Raw genomic sequence first — 15,824 nt, 5'->3', positions numbered from 1 at the left:
TAATACTCAATATTAGGAGCTGATTTCATGAAAAAAAAACCTATCGTGTTCAAAATCCCACCAAATTCAAAACTAAAAGTTACATTTTTCGGTCCTTGTAACGAAGTAATTACAAATGTGTCTATAATTAATCAACTATGCACCCCTAAATGTCAAACTATCACGCAATATCCAGACTTTAAGAAATATGTGACTGAAGTACGATCGCTATCCCGTTGTTAGTTCGCATAATGTACGATTTTCACAAATTTGTTACCTAAAATAACTGAGAAAGAAAATAAATGCATTCCTAAACTAAAATTACACATTTTATGATATTCCATTGATAATTCATTGATTTTTTACACGTTTTTATTAAAAGAACATATATTATCGTATGGAGATTATCCACTCATAAAACCTATCTTTCTTTAGAGCGTACTTATTATGTATGCTCTTTTTTTATGCAACCGTCCCCCTTCTAAATTGACCAATAATATATTAAAATTCTTTATATACTCAAGGAGGTCAAATATGTTCAAGCTGCATCCAATACTACTCATCTTAGGATTGATTTTGTTTTTATATAGTGTAATCGCCTTTATGTTATTCTTTTCAGTGTATTAGTATTACCTTCACAAATCTATGTTCAATATATAATTTCTATATAGTAAAGAAAAAACGTAACGATACGATCTTTTATGTATTCCTTCTTTCTTGTTCTATAAGAAAACTAGTAAACTTACTAACAATGAGTTTGTACAAGCATGTTACTTATTATTCTGTTTATTATCTGAAGAAGATTGAAACCCTTACAAATTAAACTATACTTAACCTGTTTACTTATATATTTTAGAAAAACAATAATAATCCCCCACCATTTGGTAAGGGGATTAACTAAACCTACTAAAAAACATTTAATGATCTATTTTATTTAATTGGAGAAGGAAATCTTGCCACTTCAAAGTGAACCGTATTTACACCATTAACATTTTGTACAATTACGCCAGCAATACTACTTTCTGCAAAAATTTCAACTACATCTCCTGCTTCTAATTGAAGAATAGTAGTTACGGAAACATCATTATTAAAAAATACTCCTGTTCCAAAGAAATCATTATCTATCGCTATTGCTGGATTTCCATTCACACGAATTTCTACTCTAGCTCTGTAATTCACATTAAAATCATTTGGAGAAAATGTTATATTTCCTAATACACTATATACCCCTCTAGTTTTCGGAGTGAAAATGGATGTTACTGGATTATATTCATTCGCTAGATCAAATTGTTCATTTTGAAATAATACTTTAACAGGAGTATTTGCTAGAACAGGTTGATTAACTGTATTCACAGCTCTAAATGCCGATGCCCTTACAAGCTCCTCTTTCTTATCATCACAACACTTCACCTTTACATACTTCCTATCACATTTACTACTTTTCCTATAACAATCATGACTTTCCTTTTTGTAATCTTTACAATACTTACAGTAATAATAAGACATAGTTAGTCCCCCTTTACACTTATTTTTACATAGTATGCTATATAGATTAGAATAGCTTGGACGACCTGTTACTATTTTTAATAGAGTAAAAAACCCTCACCATTTCGGTGAGGGTTTACCTTTAAGCTTCTGTAAACTCATTGTTTAATGACTTTATTTAATTGGAGAAGGAAATCTAGCTGCTTCAAAATGTGCACCATCTTCTAAAGGACTTAAAACTCCATCTATACTACTTTGTGCATAAATCTCAACTTCATCCCCTGCATTCAATTGAACAATCGTCGAAACACTTACTACATTTCCAAAACTTATTGGACCAAAAAAGTCATTATCTATAGCTATCGCTGCGTTTCCATTCACACGAATTTCTACACGCGCTCTATAATTTAAAGTTGGATCGTTTGGAAAGAAACCAATCGTTCCAATAATAGAATATACTCCTTTAGTCTTCGGCATAAAAATAGATGTTGCTGGATTATACTCATTCGCTAAATCAAATTGTTCATTTTGAAATAACACTTTCACAAAAGTATTAGCAGGAACATTTTGATTTACTGTATTTCTAGCTCTAAATGCGGATGCTCTAACAAGATTGTCCTTGTTATCATGGCACTTACTAGTGTTCTTACAACAATCATGATGCTTCTTTTTATACTCCTTACAATACTTACAGTAGTAATAACAAGACATACTAATTCCCCTTTCAAACTTATTACTACATATTATGTAAGATTGATTTATAAGGTTTGGACTAGCTATTTTTATTATTCATAAGGGCGCTATTAACCTGCACCCTTATTTATATACACCACTTCATTCCTTACTAGTTATAAGTTGTATACAGTTCCATATGGAATAGTAAGAAAAGAACTTCCGTACGGTGTAACATGATGTACTGGGTAAAAATACTCTACGGATGAATAATACGGTTGTACACCTTGCTGCTGCATTTGCAATTGTTGTTGCATTTGCAATGCTTGTTGAATAGCTTGGACTGTACTTTGTGCTCCACTATACGTTATAGATGTACCATACGCTGGTCGCATACCAGTTTCAGAATTAAAATATGAATAAAACATGATTTTCAGCTCCCTTCCCGTATAAGTTATTACAAATTATATTATGATTCTTTATTTCAGTGGGTACTATAAAGCTAGTCCACTCGCTTATATTCAAATAACAAAATAAAAAAGTAGCTGCTAGACTACTTTGACTCCTTCTTATTACCAAATGAAATGATATACATATTCTCCTGTTACACGCTCATTAATTCCCGCAACCCTGACGAACCTAAGTAAATCCGCCCCTTGCAGAAAATATATCGACATCGTAACCGGTACTTGTGACCACATGAATTGAAAAAGCTCATTCACCCTCTGATTCGTCGTAATGATTAAATCATTTACAGGTCCATGATTCCATGCAGAGGTTTGAACTGAAGTGAAAGAAAGGTCTTTTCCATTAACCACTATTCTTGATACGCTTTGAGTTATGTCCACAATAATCCCCTCCAACATTACAAAAATCGGACCTTTTTTAGTTCATATTATTATAAATATTCTTAACTGCAATAAATGTTTAAGGCAAATCCCTAATAAAGTGAAACTTTAATCAGCCCTCACCAATCGGGCTTTTACGGGCATCCCGACTCCACCTAACTTCTTTGCTTCCGCTGAATTTTGAGGTGAGGATCTTACTGCCCGTTAATGCGAGATAAATTTTTTTATTCATATCCCTTAATTCCCGTTACAACCATATAATTTCTAACCTTATTCAATTTTTGTAATTAAAATAAAAAATAGCTAATTCACTACTTAAAAAGTAAAAAAAAGCATCAGATTGACTAGTATGTAGATGGTTAAATGAATGTAAAATGTTTTTAAATTATCTACTCTTTTTTTAGTTTGGAAGTAACTCTCATCTCGTCCCATCTTTATACACCACTTTCTTAATCACACTGAACGCAATATTCAATTGATGAGTTTGTCATTTCGTTACCTCCAATTAACGCCTTTGTTCAATGTAGTAATTTTCTTGTATAATAAAAGTTAATTAATCTAGAAGGGACTGAATTATGCGCAGATATCAATATTTTTAATCTACCTATCATTACAACATAACGGAGGTAAAAGTATTGATTACAGAACTACACTCACAGAGATTATATTTAAGGAAAATGAAAGCATCTGATTCACTAAGTATGTTTAAAATATGGTCTGATCCTGATGTTACTAAATTCATGAATATAAGTAATTTCACTGATGAGAACCAGGCAAAAGATATGATTCAATTCCTTAACGAACTCGCTAAAAATAATAAAGCTATACGTTTTACTATTATTGAAAAAGAATCTAATCACATTATCGGTTCATGTGGCTATAATTCCTTAGATTTTGAAAACTCAAAGACTGAGATTGGCTATGATATTTCAAAAACATTTTGGGGTAAAGGATATGCACCTGAAGCAATATCCTCTTTATTAGATTATGCTTTTACACATCTAAAACTAAATCGTGTTGAAGCAAAAGTTGAACCTGCAAATGTAAATTCCATAAAAGTATTAGAAAAATTAAACTTTACTTTTGAAGGTACTCTGAGAAAGAGCGAAAAATCAGCTGGAAAGCTTATCGATTTAAATATCTATTCGAAATTAATAAGCGATTAATTTTAGTCCCTCTGCCCATACTCAATCAAAGTGTGGGCTTCTTTAATTTTTGTATAAAATTCAAAAGTTTGACACAATCCTGGAAAAAGCTTATAAAGAAAAGTGAGGTTTCGTTATTTTCACACTTAGTAGCGCAGTCATGTTACATACAATTTTATAAGTGTGAACGAACTACAAAACTAAAAAACAAATAATAAGTTTGCAACATGTTTGCAAATACGAATTTTGCATATAAATTCGTGTGATATTGAAAGGAGTTTTACTTATGAAAGAAATTAAAACAGAACAAGAATTCAAAGACATCATCGCAAGCGAGGAGCCTGTAGTTGTTAAGTTCTTTACTACATGGTGCCCAGATTGCGTACGTATGGACAACTTTATCGGAGATGTAATGGAAGAGTTCAATAAATTTGAATGGTATTCTATTAATAAAGATGAGTTTCCAAGTATCGCTGAAGAGTATCAAGTAATGGGTATTCCAAGTTTACTTGTATACCAAAATGGTGAGAAGTTAGGCCACTTACATAGTGCTAACGCAAAAACTGAAGAGCAAGTTACTGAGTTTTTAGAAGCATACTAAAATAAAAGCCCTCTGGAAAATATTTTTCAGAGGGCTTTCATCTATTTTCACACTTACCTTTTGACGTTTTTCATCGTTTAATGAATTACACCTTGTCATTATAAGAATAATACATAGTAAGAAAAGTATTCGTTTCCTCATCCATCTCCCCTCCTATCTCTTTAGTAAATAAACTCCAATTCGGTTTACACCCTGACTTTGTACTTTTCAACATATTTTTCCTTCACGAAACTTTGTTATCCCCTTCTTAAAAAGCTATAAAACGTCAACAATGTTTGTATAGACCCACACGACTTTCGTTTGATACTCTATTTATAGAAAGAATTCCTTTAAAGAAAGGTGAGTGATTAAAATGGATACTCTTTCTCATAAAGAAGCTGATAAAGGTGCTATTGTCAGCATTATGGCCTACATATTTTTATCCTCTATGAAAATCATCATCAGTTATATTACCCTCTCTAGTGCATTACGTGCTGACGGTTTAAATAACTTAACGGATATCGGTGCTTCTTTAGCGATATTAATTGGTCTAAAAATATCTCGTAAACCTCGTGACCCAGATCATCCGTATGGGCATTCGCGGGCCGAACAAATCGCATCACTTGTTGCGTCCTTCATTATGGCAACAGTCGGATTAGAAGTTGTTATTAGTGCCATTCAATCTTTCTTAAATCCGAAACAAGCAGCACCTAATGTACTCGCTGCATGGGTTGCTCTATTTTCTGCTGTCGTTATGTACTGCGTGTATTTGTATACGAAAAAAATGGCAGCACGAACAAAAAGTAAATCATTAGAAGCCGCTGCAAAGGATAATTTATCAGATGCACTCGTAAGTATTGGTACTGTAGTAGGTATTGTCGGTTCTCAGTTCCAAATGCCTATTTTAGACCCTATTGCCGCTTTAATTGTCGGTCTTATTATTTGTAAAACTGCATGGGAGATTTTCGTAGAATCTTCTCATATGCTAACAGATGGAATTGATCCTGATAAAATGGAGGAATACGCTGATGCTATTGAACATATTGGCGGTGTGGAAAACATTGTAGATATTCGAGCTCGTATGTACGGGAATCAAACGTACGTTGATATTACAATTGAAGTAGATGCTCGTATGGATGTTGGAGAAAGTCACTGTATTACTGACAATATCGAGGCTATGCTTCGCAAAAAGTTTGGAATTTACCATGCACACATTCATGTTGAGCCAATGAAAAAAGAACCTATTATGACATAGGTTCTTTTTTTATGAACGTTTTATGAAATATAACACATAAAACGAGCCAGCTACCGCCAGCTGCCCATCCTGCTAATACGTCAGATGGATAGTGCACGCCAAGATATATTCGGCTAACTGAAATAGATAATACAACAAAGCTTGCTATAAGAATAATTAATAATTTTTTATGCAATGAAATACGATCTTCAGTAATTGTGACGTATGCAATAAATCCTAAAAAAGCAGTAGCATTCATCGTATGACCGCTCGGAAAACTATATCCAGTTGCAGTAACAAGCTGCGTGACATCAGGTCTTGCTCGTTCGTACCATAGTTTAAGCATACTGTTTAAATAACGAGATCCGTAGTAATTAATTGTTAGAAGTAACGCACTAAGCAACTTTTTTCTAACGAGAAAATACATTACAAGAATAATGAGTAATGGAAAATATATTCTTTTTGAACCGATAAAAGACACCCAAGTAAAATAGGTCGTCAAATAATCGTTTCGAAAGCTTTGAATAAAATGTGCGACTATATTGTCAAAATTCTCAATACAAGCGGTATGATACGAAAGTGATAATACGACAAAACAAATGAGTAACGTAAAACTTAGCAAGTATAAATGTCGATATCGTTTCACATACATAACCTCACTATGCAAAAAAATGGAGCGGTTGTTTTAGTTTTCCTCTCCATTTCTTTTTTATGCATAGTTTATTAAAAAATATAATTATTAATTTTTTGCTTCATCTCAGGGATATCTTCTCTTGTTACGGTAAAACGAATCACCTTCTCATCAAGATCAAGCGCCTCAGCGAATAATCCAGCTAAACCACGGGATTTTCTATCTACTTCCATAATAATTTCTAGTCGGTCGTATGCACGTGGCAAGATTAATAATTCTAATTCATCTAATTTCCCATAATGCTCTCCAGAAACCGGAATAAACTCAAATTCTTGTGCGAATGGAACTTGCTTACGTAATCGATGCGGTAATTCTTCACATTCTATATGACGTGCTTTAAACCCTAATTCATTTACACTATCTAAAACACTACTTAATAATGCATTGGGTAACACTTGAACGTAGTCGCGGTCACTTGGGTCTATACTACGTTTAATATCAAGACCTGTATGAATCCAAACCGTTTTCATACCAAGTGTAAGTGGTGCTTCAATTGGCATTGGAAAAGAAAATGGAATTTCAACTTTTTCATTCGGTTCTACAGAAAAAGGTTCTGTTAAGCGTACTCGCTCTAAATCATATGTTGCTGTTACTTTTTTATCATCCACTTCTCGTACATACGACGTCGATAATGTTAAGTAAATGCTTTCAATTTGTTGGCTAACTGAACCTCCAGTTATATGAACCTTTCCAACTATTTCTTCCCCAACAATATACTCATCTTTTTCAAGAACAGTATCTACCTTTGCACTTCCAATACCAACGCTTGCTAAAAACTTTTGAAACATGGAGTCTCCATCCTCTCTAAAGCAGAAGCTACATCTTGTTTTAAATCTTGTACATTCTCATAGTACGGCGTTTTTATTTGTAACATTCGCATAAGCATTTCGCGATTATAATTTTCCAAAGTTAATTCTTCGTACCATGGTTTTTCCTTTTTTTCATTAGATTCATATCCTGCATATAATAAAAATAATGAGAAATGACCGAGCGCATAAAAGTCACTACGAAAGTGAACTTCTCGCATCAAAGCTTGTTCACCTTCGTAAGTTGTAGCTCGCTCATCATCCTCACCTTTCCATTTAGCCAATCCAAAATCAATAATACTAATTTGATTTTCTTTCATTAGTATGTTTGGAATGCGTAAATCTCGATGAATAATGCCTTCACTATGAAACACCGATACAATTTCTAATATTTCATATAAAATCTCAAAAACTTCACGTTCTGTATATACATACCCATCTATGAAAATATAATCTTCAAAATTTTTACCAGGCATGTACTCCATTACAAAGAAGCTCTTTTTCTCCCATATGAAATGATCATATAGACTAGGAATTGCATGATGATTCAATGTTTGTAAAATCATTTTCTCTTGTTCAAATGATTTTCTACCAGACTCATATCTTTGTTTACTTTGTCTTAATTGTTTTAAGACTTTATATCTATTTATTTGTAAATCATTAACGACATATGTAACCCCATAACTGCCCATTCCAATTACTGATTCAATTTTATAACGTTCTGCAACAATTGTATTTTTTCGCAGTGGTCTATCAAATAAAGCTAGTACACGACGCCATTTCATCAGCTACTTGAAAAGAAGCTACGGCTTTTACGTTTTCTTTTATAATGTTGATGTCCATAACCAGATGAACGTCGTTTATAATCGCTACTTGAATAAGAGCGCCCTCTACGACGATAATCACTACTTGAATACGAACGATATTTTTTCTTTCCTAATAAAGAATCAATAATTTTTTTGAACATTCCTTCACCTCTTGAGTAAAATTTCCTTTTCATTATACCAATAATTATTGACTATATTTGTGACAGGTTTGTAAAGAGTAAAAAACGACGAGTTATGCCCGTCGTTACTTTCATTCATCCTCTTCATCAAAAACTTCATCAATCATACATTTCTCTAATAAATACTCAAATGTAATATCTGCGAGATCTTCAATTTCTTCTCGTTTTGGGACGTACCCTCTTTCAATTAGTTGCTCATAAAAAAACTCCGCAATCTCTTCCGTATCAATCACGACTTCAATTTCCTTCATGAGCATCACTCCTTTATTTCTGTTTTATGAAAAAATCTCAAAATTATGTATATGAGATTAGAAAAATAGATTTTATTTTTTTATAGGTCATAAGCTTTGGACGAGATGCATACGATTGTAGTACAAGCTATTCAAAGGGGGAAATAATAATGGAAAATCAATATGAAGTAGGACAAACAAAAGAAGAGTTCATGCATGAAGATCAATGGGCAGACTCTCTTATAAAGTGGCTTTTTATTTTTTTAATAGTTGTAGGCATACCTTATACTGCATATGTTGTTGTTCAATTTATTCTCTCTTTCTAGTTAACTATTTTTTCTCTGTCAATTTAACTAAATAATTATGAACAACATCCATTACAATTTTATATTCTTCATCTTTAAATGTATCGAACAATAATTGATAATCGTTATAAATATCAAGTAACCCATCAATGATTTCTTGACGATTCGTCTTAACACTCACTTTTTTCGAGTTGTTAATTGACTTTAACTTACCTAAATCTAATTTATTCATACCTGCTTTATCTTGTTTCAGTTTCTTCAAAATTGCATTTGCCGTTTGAGCATTCGCAAGTAACGTTAAATCTGACTCATCCGCTTCTAACCATTCACCATCCGTAATCCGTGACAATTCATAAATTGTATCTTCCCATGCGTCATTCTTATATCTCCATACTTCTGTACGAAAACCAACAATACGGAAAACATCTTTATCATATCCAGTTACTTGCACAAGATCACCAAACGTGAAATTATAATTTAATTCAATCCATTCCGTATCGCCCTTTTTCATATCTTGCTCTGTAACGTGCTGCAATGTTTGCTCTACGTAAAATCCATCGTGATTATTGACTTCGTATACATAAACTCCATCTAAAACCTTCATATTTGTGATTTTCCCAACGGTTCCATATAGCGTAATCACGACTATGTCCCCTACGTTGTATTTAGGTTGTTTTTTTCTTGCCATCTCTATCTCTCCTTTTTTTGACGTCGTGATTTTGATATCAGTATATGCAACCTACATAAAAACGCTTATCACAGAAGCTTATATTCATAAATTTTTTCAATAAAAATTATAATCTTATAAAATTTACGTTACACTCAAAAAAAAGCTAGTAACTAGACTAGCTTCAAATCAACAAATTTCGTATAAAAAAACATACAGAATACTTCACTTTAAACAAAGTAATGTATTCTGTATGTTTTCAAATAGTTTTTATCTATCTTGTATGTATAAATCCCAGGCTTCATCAAATATAGACATACTTTCTAGCATTCCGCTCAACTCTAAGTATGAACTAATTTCATCATAGTCTTCAGATTGCTTCGGAAAACTTAAATCATCATACATCGCCTCTGCTAAATCTGAAATTTCATTTCTAAATAAAGCTGCACGATGCTTCATCATATAATGGTAAAATGTTTTTTTCAAAAATATTCCCTACCTTTCTAACTTGGGTACATTATACAAGGCGAAAAAGAAAAAAACCAGCATAAAAGCTGGTTAAAAGTCGAAATAATTTCTTTTTAATAGACGCGGTCTTCCCATTAATTCTTCATACGTTAGTTGTTTTGGTAAATCTTTCGTGTAAATTAAAAATAATTGATCTTCAATTTCTTTTACTGTATGGTCTGATTGATAGTCCATCCCGCACGAGGAACAAGAAATACATGGTGTCTTTTGGATTTCAATGGCTTTCGTACCATCTGGTAATTCCCAATATACAGTATTCAAGCTTTCTTTCGCTTCTGTACTGTCACACCACATACAATTCATACTGCATCACCCTCAGTTTTTTTGTCGTTTTCTTCTAATTTAGCCATTTGTGCTTGATATTTTTTATCTTTTAATTGATCACGCTTATCACGTTTATCTTTTAAAGATGCATGCGTATCATTATCTTCATAGTCTTTACGACGGTTCATACGCTGTAAGTCGTCTGGAACGAGGTTAAATTTCTTATCGCTCATAAGACCTGCGATACCAACATCTGAACGTTTTTCTTCGTAGTTCGGATAAATCTCTTTAAAGTATCCTTCCGCTCTTCCTGGAATATAGCTCTCTGGCTCTGGATACGTCGTAATAACACCTTCAAAGTTACGAAGTACAACTTTATCTGCACTTTGTGAGATTAAATAGTTTGGTTGAAGTGCAATTTTACCGCCTCCACCTGGCGCATCAACAACGAATGTCGGAACAGCATAACCAGATGTGTGTCCACGTAAACCTTCAATAATTTCAAGACCTTTAGATACTGGTGCACGGAAGTGACCGATACCTTCAGATAAATCACATTGATAAATGTAATATGGACGTACACGGATTTTTACTAAGTCATGCATAAGTTTTTTCATAATTGGAACGCTGTCGTTAATACCAGCTAAAATTACTGCTTGGTTTCCGACTGGAACACCAGCATTCGCTAACATTTCACATGCCTTTTTCGATTCTTCAGTAATTTCAATAGATGTATTGAAATGTGTATTTAACCATACTGGATGGTATTTTTTAATAATGTTACATAAATTTTCTGTAATACGTTGTGGGAATACTACTGGTGCTCTCGTTCCGATACGAATAATCTCAACATGCGGAATCTCTCGTAAATTTTTTAATACATATTCTAAAATTTTATCGTTAATTAGAAGTCCATCACCACCGGAGATTAATACATCTCGTACTTGTGGTGTTTCACTAATATAAGCAATCGCATCATCTAATTGTTTCTTCGGTACACCCATTCCAATTTGTCCACTAAAACGACGGCGTGTACAGTAACGACAATACATAGAACATTGATTTGTTACTAAGAATAGTACACGGTCCGGATAACGATGTGTTAGCCCTGGAACTGGTGAATCTTCATCTTCGTGAAGCGGATCTTCTAAATCATATTTTGTTTTATATAACTCTTCCGAAATCGGTACTGATTGCATCCGAATCGGACAGCGTGGATCATCAGGATTCATTAGCCAAGCATAGTACGGTGTAATGTTTAACGGGATCGTTTTCGTTGAAATTTTAACGCCCTCTTCTTCTTCAGGTGTTAAGTTAATTACTTTTCTTAAGTCATCTAACGTTTTGATCGTATTCGTTAATTGCCAAACCCAATCATTCCATTGCTCTTCAGTAACATCTTTCCATAATTCGATATCCTTCCAGTGACGATTTGGTTTGTATACATCATGTAACATTGCTATTCCCCCTTTTTATACGCTCATCCTTTATATAAGCAATAGTTATGCCAACTTTACATTGTTGATAAGTAAATGTGCGGAGAACCCTATTACATAAGCGAAAAAATATTTTTAAGCGTTGTATGAAATCAATACTTAACATCATATTCATTACTTTTTATATATGTAAACGCTCTTTTATTCGTGCAAACACACAAAAACCGCCGATTATTCGGCGGTTTTGTCGTACTTGCTCAGTTTATATTGAAGCGTTTGACGAGGGATACCTAACATTTTTGCGGCTTGTAATATATTCCCTTCCGTTTCAATCAACGCTTGATCTATTAATTCTTTTTCTGTTTGATGAAGTGCTTCTCTAAGTGGCATTATACCCTTCTTCTTCGAAAAATTCTCTTTCCGAAATGTACGTGGTAAACAATTGGCTGTTAATGTATTCCCTTCTGCAATAATAACAGCATGTTCAATCGTATGTTTTAACTCTCGGACATTTCCAGGCCACTGATAAGTTTGCAGTCTATCTTTCGCTTCCTCATCAATTTGAAGTACACCTTTTTTATAACTTTTATTATATTCTTTCAAAAAATAAGATGCTAATAATAGTACATCCTCAGTTCTTTCACGAAGCGGTGGGATATATAATGAAAATACGTTTAAGCGATAATATAAATCAGTGCGAATTTTATTCTCTCGTAAACATATTTCTGGAGGCTGGTTCATTGCGGTAATAACACGAACATCTACTTTTCTCGTCTTATTATCACCAATTCTTCTAATGACTCCATCTTCTAACACTCGTAACATTTTTGCCTGCAAATCAAGAGGCATTGAATTCAGTTCATCTAAAAATAATGTACCACCATCAACAAGTTCAAATAGCCCAGCTCTTTCAATCGCTCCTGTATAGCTTCCTTTTGTCGTTCCAAACAATAAACTTTCTAATAGCGACTCTGGTAAAGCTGCACAGTTTTGTGCAATAAATGGCTTGTTTTTTCTTTTAGAAGCTTCATGAATTGCTTGCACGAACAGTTCTTTTCCTGTTCCTGTTTCACCATATATTAAAACATTTGCGTCTGTTGGTGCTACTTTTTGTGCTAACTCTTTCGTCTGTTTAAACCGCGTATCATTTGTCACTATCGTCTCAAATGCAGCATGCTTTTTAATCACTTTTTTTCTAGATGATCGCTTTATTTTCGACTGTAAGTCAACAATTGTGTCAGTAAGTTTTTGAATTGTAGAGTAATCCTTTGCAATTTCAACAGCCCCAGCAATATTCCCATCTATAAAAATAGGTAACGTCGTATTTACTGTACAAACATCTTCACCATTTAAATTTTGATAATGCTGTGCTTGATGTACGATAGGTTTTTTTGTATCTAGTACTTTCATCAATGTACTCGTTTCCCTTGATAAAGACGGGAACGCTTCTAACAGATGTTTCCCTAACACTTTTTCAATCTTCGATCCATCGTGTTTTGCAGCTACAGAATTATAAAATATTGTAATTCCATTCTCATCTACAGCGTGTATAGCCTCATCAATACTGCCCAAAATCGCTTCAATGACTTCTTGTGTCGAAACTGCTAGCAATGTCATCCCCCCTCTTGCCGAAAATCCAGCAATTACATGCCGAATTTTCGGCACACCTATGTGCGATTGTAAGCATGACGATTCCGTTCTATAATTTTGACCAATTTTATATTTTCATTAGATAACTCGAAACTCTAATTAGTACAGCTTTTCGAACACCCAGCTCCACCTAACTGTTTTGCTTTACAGCCGAATTTTGAGGCGGAAGTTTTACTGCTTTCGAATAGCTAGAAAGATCTTTCACCCATATATTCATATCTTCCAACTTATCGAAAATGTAGCAATTATTCGCCAGTCTTCCTGTATACGTATAACCTAATTGATGAAAGGCAGCATTCATTCCGAAAGAAAGCGATCGAGCAATTGTATAGGAGCAGAAAATAGATCTTTCTCGAAGCTCTTCCTCTAATTTAATTAGTAAACTTTTCATAAATCCATGTTTACGATATTCAGGTAAAGTAGCACAATTCGTTAATTCTGCATTCCCTTCTTTTATATTCATTTCTGCAGATGCTGTACTAATAATTTTTCCCTCATATTCATATACGTAGTAAATTGTATCGTCTTCTTTCATCGTCTGTAATACATAACTCGCTTCATTTAAAGGTGTCGGATACACTTCAAATACTTTTCCGAATACAGTTGCTAATTCTTCTGCATCTTCTTCAGTCGCTTTTCTCAGCAAAAATTTCTCTGGAACTACTTTTTCTTTTATTTCTTTTCCTTTTACACCGCTTAATATAGTATCTTCCTCAGTCCAATGCATACTATTTCGTCTTTCATCATTATTATATTTCACAAAAAAGTATGCATCGTGTCCTTGAAAATAATGAGGTATCGTTGCTTCCAACAAAAAACCGAAAGAGAGCCATGTTGAAACATGCTCTCCCTTTCCTTTAATAATACATTTAGTGAAAGAATGTTCCTCTGCTAGTTCGTCAATTGTCTGTATAATACTTTCAACATTTCCTGTATAGTGATCTACCCGAATACGCTTATTAAAATAATCTAAAACGCCTTCTACTGTATAACAATTCGTCTGTTCTCTAAAAGATTCATAGTATTTCATTTTTTCACCTCACACCAATCTAGTAATGTACATGCAATAATTTTTGCGGCAGCTATCATTTTATCAACTTCTATATATTCGTTTGGATAGTGTGCTACTTTCGTCTCTCCTGGACCAAATACTATTGTTGGTACGTTTGCAATTTGTGTAAATAAACCTCCATCAGTCCCCCACGGAGATGCTTCAATAATTGGTTCGTTCCCTTCGATTTCAACAAAGTTGTGATGAAGTGTTGTAATGAGTTCATGATTCTCTTCTAATTCACCAGGAACCCATCTCGCTCCAAACCACTCTACTTCTACTGGATTTTCAACAAACCAATTGTCCACATCATTTAATTCAACAATCCAATTCTCAAACTCTTCTTTTGCCGCCTCTATAGTCTCATTCGGCGCAACACCGCATCTTCCTTCTAAAATTAATTCATCTGGAACAGAACTTGGCCAACTCCCTCCTTCAATTTTCCCAATGTTAATTGGAATTGGAATCGGAATCCCTTTAAATAACGGATCTGTAATTCGACTATTTCTTTTCTCCTCTAGCTTTCTTACATGTTCTATAACAAACATACTTTTTTCAATTGCACTAACCCCTTCATAACGCGTTCCACCGTGTGCAGCTTTCCCTTTTACACGTAAACGAAACCACATGGAACCTTGTTGTTTCGGGAAAAACTTCATATTAGTAGGCTCTGGAATAATGACACCATCTGCCTTATATCCTCGTAATATAGTTGCTAATGTCCCTGCTCCGCCACTTTCCTCTTCTATTACACTTTGAAAATAGATGTCTCCTTTTAATTCAATGCTAGATTCAATAATCGCTTCCATCGCAAGCATGAGTGCGACATTTCCACCTTTCATATCCGTCGTTCCACGGCCATATATACGATTTCCTATCTTCTCACCGCTATAAGGATGATGTTCCCACTGATTCACATCCCCTTCTGGAACTACATCAATATGCCCATTTAATATCATAGATTTCCCGTCGCCACTTCCTTTTAAAGTTGCTACAATATTTGGGCTATCTGAAAAACTTGTACGGGGTGATACAAAATAAGGATGATCTTTCATTTTAGAAAAAGAAGGCTCCCATATATCGAGGTCTAAACCTAATTCACGTAATTTTTCAATTACAATCGCCTGCGCACCGCTTTCATCACCAGATACGCTCTTTTCTTGAATTAATCGTTTTAAAAATTTCACACTTTCCTCTTCATGGCTCTCAATATAATCACAAACTTGCTTTTTTAATTGCTCCATATA

21 protein-coding genes and 1 pseudogene are annotated in these 15,824 nt (G+C 33.8%); 5 read left to right on the top strand and 17 right to left on the bottom strand.

Annotated features, from left to right (window positions below; translation table 11 throughout):
• Positions 1-27: 27 nt before the first annotated feature.
• Positions 28-222 (top strand): hypothetical protein, encoded by a 195-nt coding sequence (locus AC1Q51_RS02600; protein WP_000729004.1) that lies wholly within the window; start codon positions 28-30, stop codon positions 220-222.
• Positions 223-909: 687 nt separating this feature from the next.
• On the opposite strand, the gene AC1Q51_RS02595 is transcribed toward AC1Q51_RS02600, so the two are convergent.
• The 5 genes and pseudogenes from AC1Q51_RS02595 to AC1Q51_RS02575 form a co-directional block, all read right to left on the bottom strand.
• The gene (locus AC1Q51_RS02595) at positions 910-1,485 is read right to left on the bottom strand and encodes a complement C1q domain-containing protein (RefSeq protein ID WP_000122945.1); all 576 of its coding nucleotides are present in this window, start codon (positions 1,483-1,485) and stop codon (positions 910-912) included.
• A 153-nt stretch (positions 1,486-1,638) separates the two neighbouring features.
• Positions 1,639-2,175 carry a C1q-like domain-containing protein gene (locus tag AC1Q51_RS02590; protein ID WP_001278088.1) on the bottom strand — a complete coding sequence of 179 codons (537 nt, stop codon included), beginning with the start codon at positions 2,173-2,175 and terminating at the stop codon, positions 1,639-1,641.
• A 137-nt stretch (positions 2,176-2,312) separates the two neighbouring features.
• Positions 2,313-2,564, bottom strand: a complete 252-nt coding sequence (locus tag AC1Q51_RS02585; RefSeq protein WP_000500095.1) for a DUF3947 family protein — start codon at positions 2,562-2,564, stop codon at positions 2,313-2,315.
• Between the two features lie 144 nt (positions 2,565-2,708).
• On the bottom strand, positions 2,709-2,984 hold the full coding sequence (locus AC1Q51_RS02580) for a hypothetical protein (protein ID WP_130813707.1): 276 nt from the start codon (positions 2,982-2,984) through the stop codon (positions 2,709-2,711).
• A 327-nt stretch (positions 2,985-3,311) separates the two neighbouring features.
• A pseudogene (locus tag AC1Q51_RS02575) lies at positions 3,312-3,416 on the bottom strand (2TM domain-containing protein); the annotation flags it as partial.
• A 203-nt stretch (positions 3,417-3,619) separates the two neighbouring features.
• Between AC1Q51_RS02575 and AC1Q51_RS02570 the strand changes: the two are divergent.
• The 3 genes from AC1Q51_RS02570 to AC1Q51_RS02560 all read left to right on the top strand — a co-directional run bounded on the left by AC1Q51_RS02570 (position 3,620) and on the right by AC1Q51_RS02560 (position 5,964).
• Entirely contained in the window at positions 3,620-4,150 is a 531-nt protein-coding gene (locus AC1Q51_RS02570; protein ID WP_046392668.1) for a GNAT family N-acetyltransferase, read from the top strand.
• 265 nt (positions 4,151-4,415) lie between these two features.
• Positions 4,416-4,730, top strand: a complete 315-nt coding sequence (locus tag AC1Q51_RS02565; protein WP_000658787.1) for a thioredoxin family protein — start codon at positions 4,416-4,418, stop codon at positions 4,728-4,730.
• Positions 4,731-5,082: 352 nt separating this feature from the next.
• Complete coding sequence (locus AC1Q51_RS02560; protein ID WP_492331344.1) at positions 5,083-5,964, top strand: cation diffusion facilitator family transporter; 882 nt, start codon at positions 5,083-5,085, stop codon at positions 5,962-5,964.
• Here the strand turns inward: AC1Q51_RS02560 and AC1Q51_RS02555 are convergent.
• From AC1Q51_RS02555 to AC1Q51_RS02535, 5 genes are all read right to left on the bottom strand, one after another.
• Positions 5,954-6,589, bottom strand: coding sequence for a phosphatase PAP2 family protein (locus tag AC1Q51_RS02555; RefSeq protein WP_000833369.1), 636 nt, complete (start codon positions 6,587-6,589; stop codon positions 5,954-5,956). The genes AC1Q51_RS02560 and AC1Q51_RS02555 overlap by 11 nt on opposite strands.
• 77 nt (positions 6,590-6,666) lie before the next feature.
• On the bottom strand, positions 6,667-7,422 hold the full coding sequence (locus tag AC1Q51_RS02550) for a sporulation protein (protein WP_000486625.1): 756 nt from the start codon (positions 7,420-7,422) through the stop codon (positions 6,667-6,669).
• Positions 7,404-8,225 carry a serine/threonine protein kinase gene (locus AC1Q51_RS02545; RefSeq protein WP_000872057.1) on the bottom strand — a complete coding sequence of 274 codons (822 nt, stop codon included), beginning with the start codon at positions 8,223-8,225 and terminating at the stop codon, positions 7,404-7,406. The genes AC1Q51_RS02550 and AC1Q51_RS02545 overlap by 19 nt, the downstream gene beginning before the upstream one ends.
• A complete protein-coding gene (locus tag AC1Q51_RS02540) occupies positions 8,225-8,407 on the bottom strand; it encodes a hypothetical protein (RefSeq protein WP_000473371.1) in 183 nt (60 codons plus the stop codon). The genes AC1Q51_RS02545 and AC1Q51_RS02540 overlap by 1 nt, the downstream gene beginning before the upstream one ends.
• A gap of 110 nt (positions 8,408-8,517) precedes the next feature.
• Positions 8,518-8,697 (bottom strand): YozD family protein, encoded by a 180-nt coding sequence (locus tag AC1Q51_RS02535; protein WP_000658451.1) that lies wholly within the window; start codon positions 8,695-8,697, stop codon positions 8,518-8,520.
• 149 nt (positions 8,698-8,846) lie between these two features.
• Between AC1Q51_RS02535 and AC1Q51_RS02530 the strand changes: the two genes are divergently transcribed.
• Positions 8,847-9,002: a DUF3930 family protein gene (locus tag AC1Q51_RS02530; RefSeq protein ID WP_000431486.1), complete on the top strand. Its 156-nt coding sequence runs from the start codon at positions 8,847-8,849 to the stop codon at positions 9,000-9,002.
• A 4-nt stretch (positions 9,003-9,006) separates the two neighbouring features.
• Here the strand turns inward: AC1Q51_RS02530 and yodN are convergent, their stop codons facing one another.
• From yodN to AC1Q51_RS02495, 7 genes are all read right to left on the bottom strand, one after another.
• Positions 9,007-9,669, bottom strand: a complete 663-nt coding sequence (gene yodN / locus AC1Q51_RS02525) for a germination protein YodN (RefSeq protein ID WP_000101498.1) — start codon at positions 9,667-9,669, stop codon at positions 9,007-9,009.
• A gap of 249 nt (positions 9,670-9,918) precedes the next feature.
• Positions 9,919-10,134 carry a YozE family protein gene (locus tag AC1Q51_RS02520; RefSeq protein ID WP_000750717.1) on the bottom strand — a complete coding sequence of 72 codons (216 nt, stop codon included), beginning with the start codon at positions 10,132-10,134 and terminating at the stop codon, positions 9,919-9,921.
• A 72-nt stretch (positions 10,135-10,206) separates the two neighbouring features.
• Positions 10,207-10,479, bottom strand: coding sequence for a YokU family protein (locus tag AC1Q51_RS02515; protein WP_000995766.1), 273 nt, complete (start codon positions 10,477-10,479; stop codon positions 10,207-10,209).
• Entirely contained in the window at positions 10,476-11,897 is a 1,422-nt protein-coding gene (gene kamA, locus AC1Q51_RS02510; RefSeq protein WP_000902145.1) for a lysine 2,3-aminomutase, read from the bottom strand. Before kamA ends, AC1Q51_RS02515 begins: the two co-directional genes overlap by 4 nt.
• 210 nt (positions 11,898-12,107) lie before the next feature.
• Entirely contained in the window at positions 12,108-13,493 is a 1,386-nt protein-coding gene (rocR, locus tag AC1Q51_RS02505; RefSeq protein ID WP_492331431.1) for an arginine utilization transcriptional regulator RocR, read from the bottom strand.
• Positions 13,494-13,656: 163 nt separating this feature from the next.
• Positions 13,657-14,556: a putative beta-lysine N-acetyltransferase gene (gene ablB, locus AC1Q51_RS02500; protein WP_000878589.1), complete on the bottom strand. Its 900-nt coding sequence runs from the start codon at positions 14,554-14,556 to the stop codon at positions 13,657-13,659.
• Positions 14,553-15,821: a peptidase gene (locus AC1Q51_RS02495; protein WP_000436691.1), complete on the bottom strand. Its 1,269-nt coding sequence runs from the start codon at positions 15,819-15,821 to the stop codon at positions 14,553-14,555. The genes ablB and AC1Q51_RS02495 overlap by 4 nt, the downstream gene beginning before the upstream one ends.
• Between the last annotated feature and the right edge of the window lie 3 nt (positions 15,822-15,824).

This window comes from Bacillus sp. MT94 (assembly GCF_058792475.1).
This window is presented reverse-complemented; position numbering and strand designations above follow the sequence as displayed.

Coding starts and splice junctions, on each gene's coding strand:
- AC1Q51_RS02530 (WP_000431486.1), top strand. CDS start 8,847: ATGGAAAATCAATATGAAGTAGGACAAACAAAAGAAGAGTTCATGCAT.
- AC1Q51_RS02585 (WP_000500095.1), bottom strand. CDS start 2,564: ATGTTTTATTCATATTTTAATTCTGAAACTGGTATGCGACCAGCGTAT.
- AC1Q51_RS02515 (WP_000995766.1), bottom strand. CDS start 10,479: ATGAATTGTATGTGGTGTGACAGTACAGAAGCGAAAGAAAGCTTGAAT.
- rocR (WP_492331431.1), bottom strand. CDS start 13,493: ATGACATTGCTAGCAGTTTCGACACAAGAAGTCATTGAAGCGATTTTG.
- AC1Q51_RS02595 (WP_000122945.1), bottom strand. CDS start 1,485: ATGTCTTATTATTACTGTAAGTATTGTAAAGATTACAAAAAGGAAAGT.
- AC1Q51_RS02550 (WP_000486625.1), bottom strand. CDS start 7,422: ATGTTTCAAAAGTTTTTAGCAAGCGTTGGTATTGGAAGTGCAAAGGTA.
- AC1Q51_RS02600 (WP_000729004.1), top strand. CDS start 28: ATGAAAAAAAAACCTATCGTGTTCAAAATCCCACCAAATTCAAAACTA.
- AC1Q51_RS02545 (WP_000872057.1), bottom strand. CDS start 8,225: ATGAAATGGCGTCGTGTACTAGCTTTATTTGATAGACCACTGCGAAAA.
- AC1Q51_RS02565 (WP_000658787.1), top strand. CDS start 4,416: ATGAAAGAAATTAAAACAGAACAAGAATTCAAAGACATCATCGCAAGC.
- yodN (WP_000101498.1), bottom strand. CDS start 9,669: ATGGCAAGAAAAAAACAACCTAAATACAACGTAGGGGACATAGTCGTG.
- kamA (WP_000902145.1), bottom strand. CDS start 11,897: ATGTTACATGATGTATACAAACCAAATCGTCACTGGAAGGATATCGAA.
- AC1Q51_RS02560 (WP_492331344.1), top strand. CDS start 5,083: ATGGATACTCTTTCTCATAAAGAAGCTGATAAAGGTGCTATTGTCAGC.
- AC1Q51_RS02535 (WP_000658451.1), bottom strand. CDS start 8,697: ATGAAGGAAATTGAAGTCGTGATTGATACGGAAGAGATTGCGGAGTTT.
- AC1Q51_RS02590 (WP_001278088.1), bottom strand. CDS start 2,175: ATGTCTTGTTATTACTACTGTAAGTATTGTAAGGAGTATAAAAAGAAG.
- AC1Q51_RS02495 (WP_000436691.1), bottom strand. CDS start 15,821: ATGGAGCAATTAAAAAAGCAAGTTTGTGATTATATTGAGAGCCATGAA.
- AC1Q51_RS02540 (WP_000473371.1), bottom strand. CDS start 8,407: ATGTTCAAAAAAATTATTGATTCTTTATTAGGAAAGAAAAAATATCGT.
- ablB (WP_000878589.1), bottom strand. CDS start 14,556: ATGAAATACTATGAATCTTTTAGAGAACAGACGAATTGTTATACAGTA.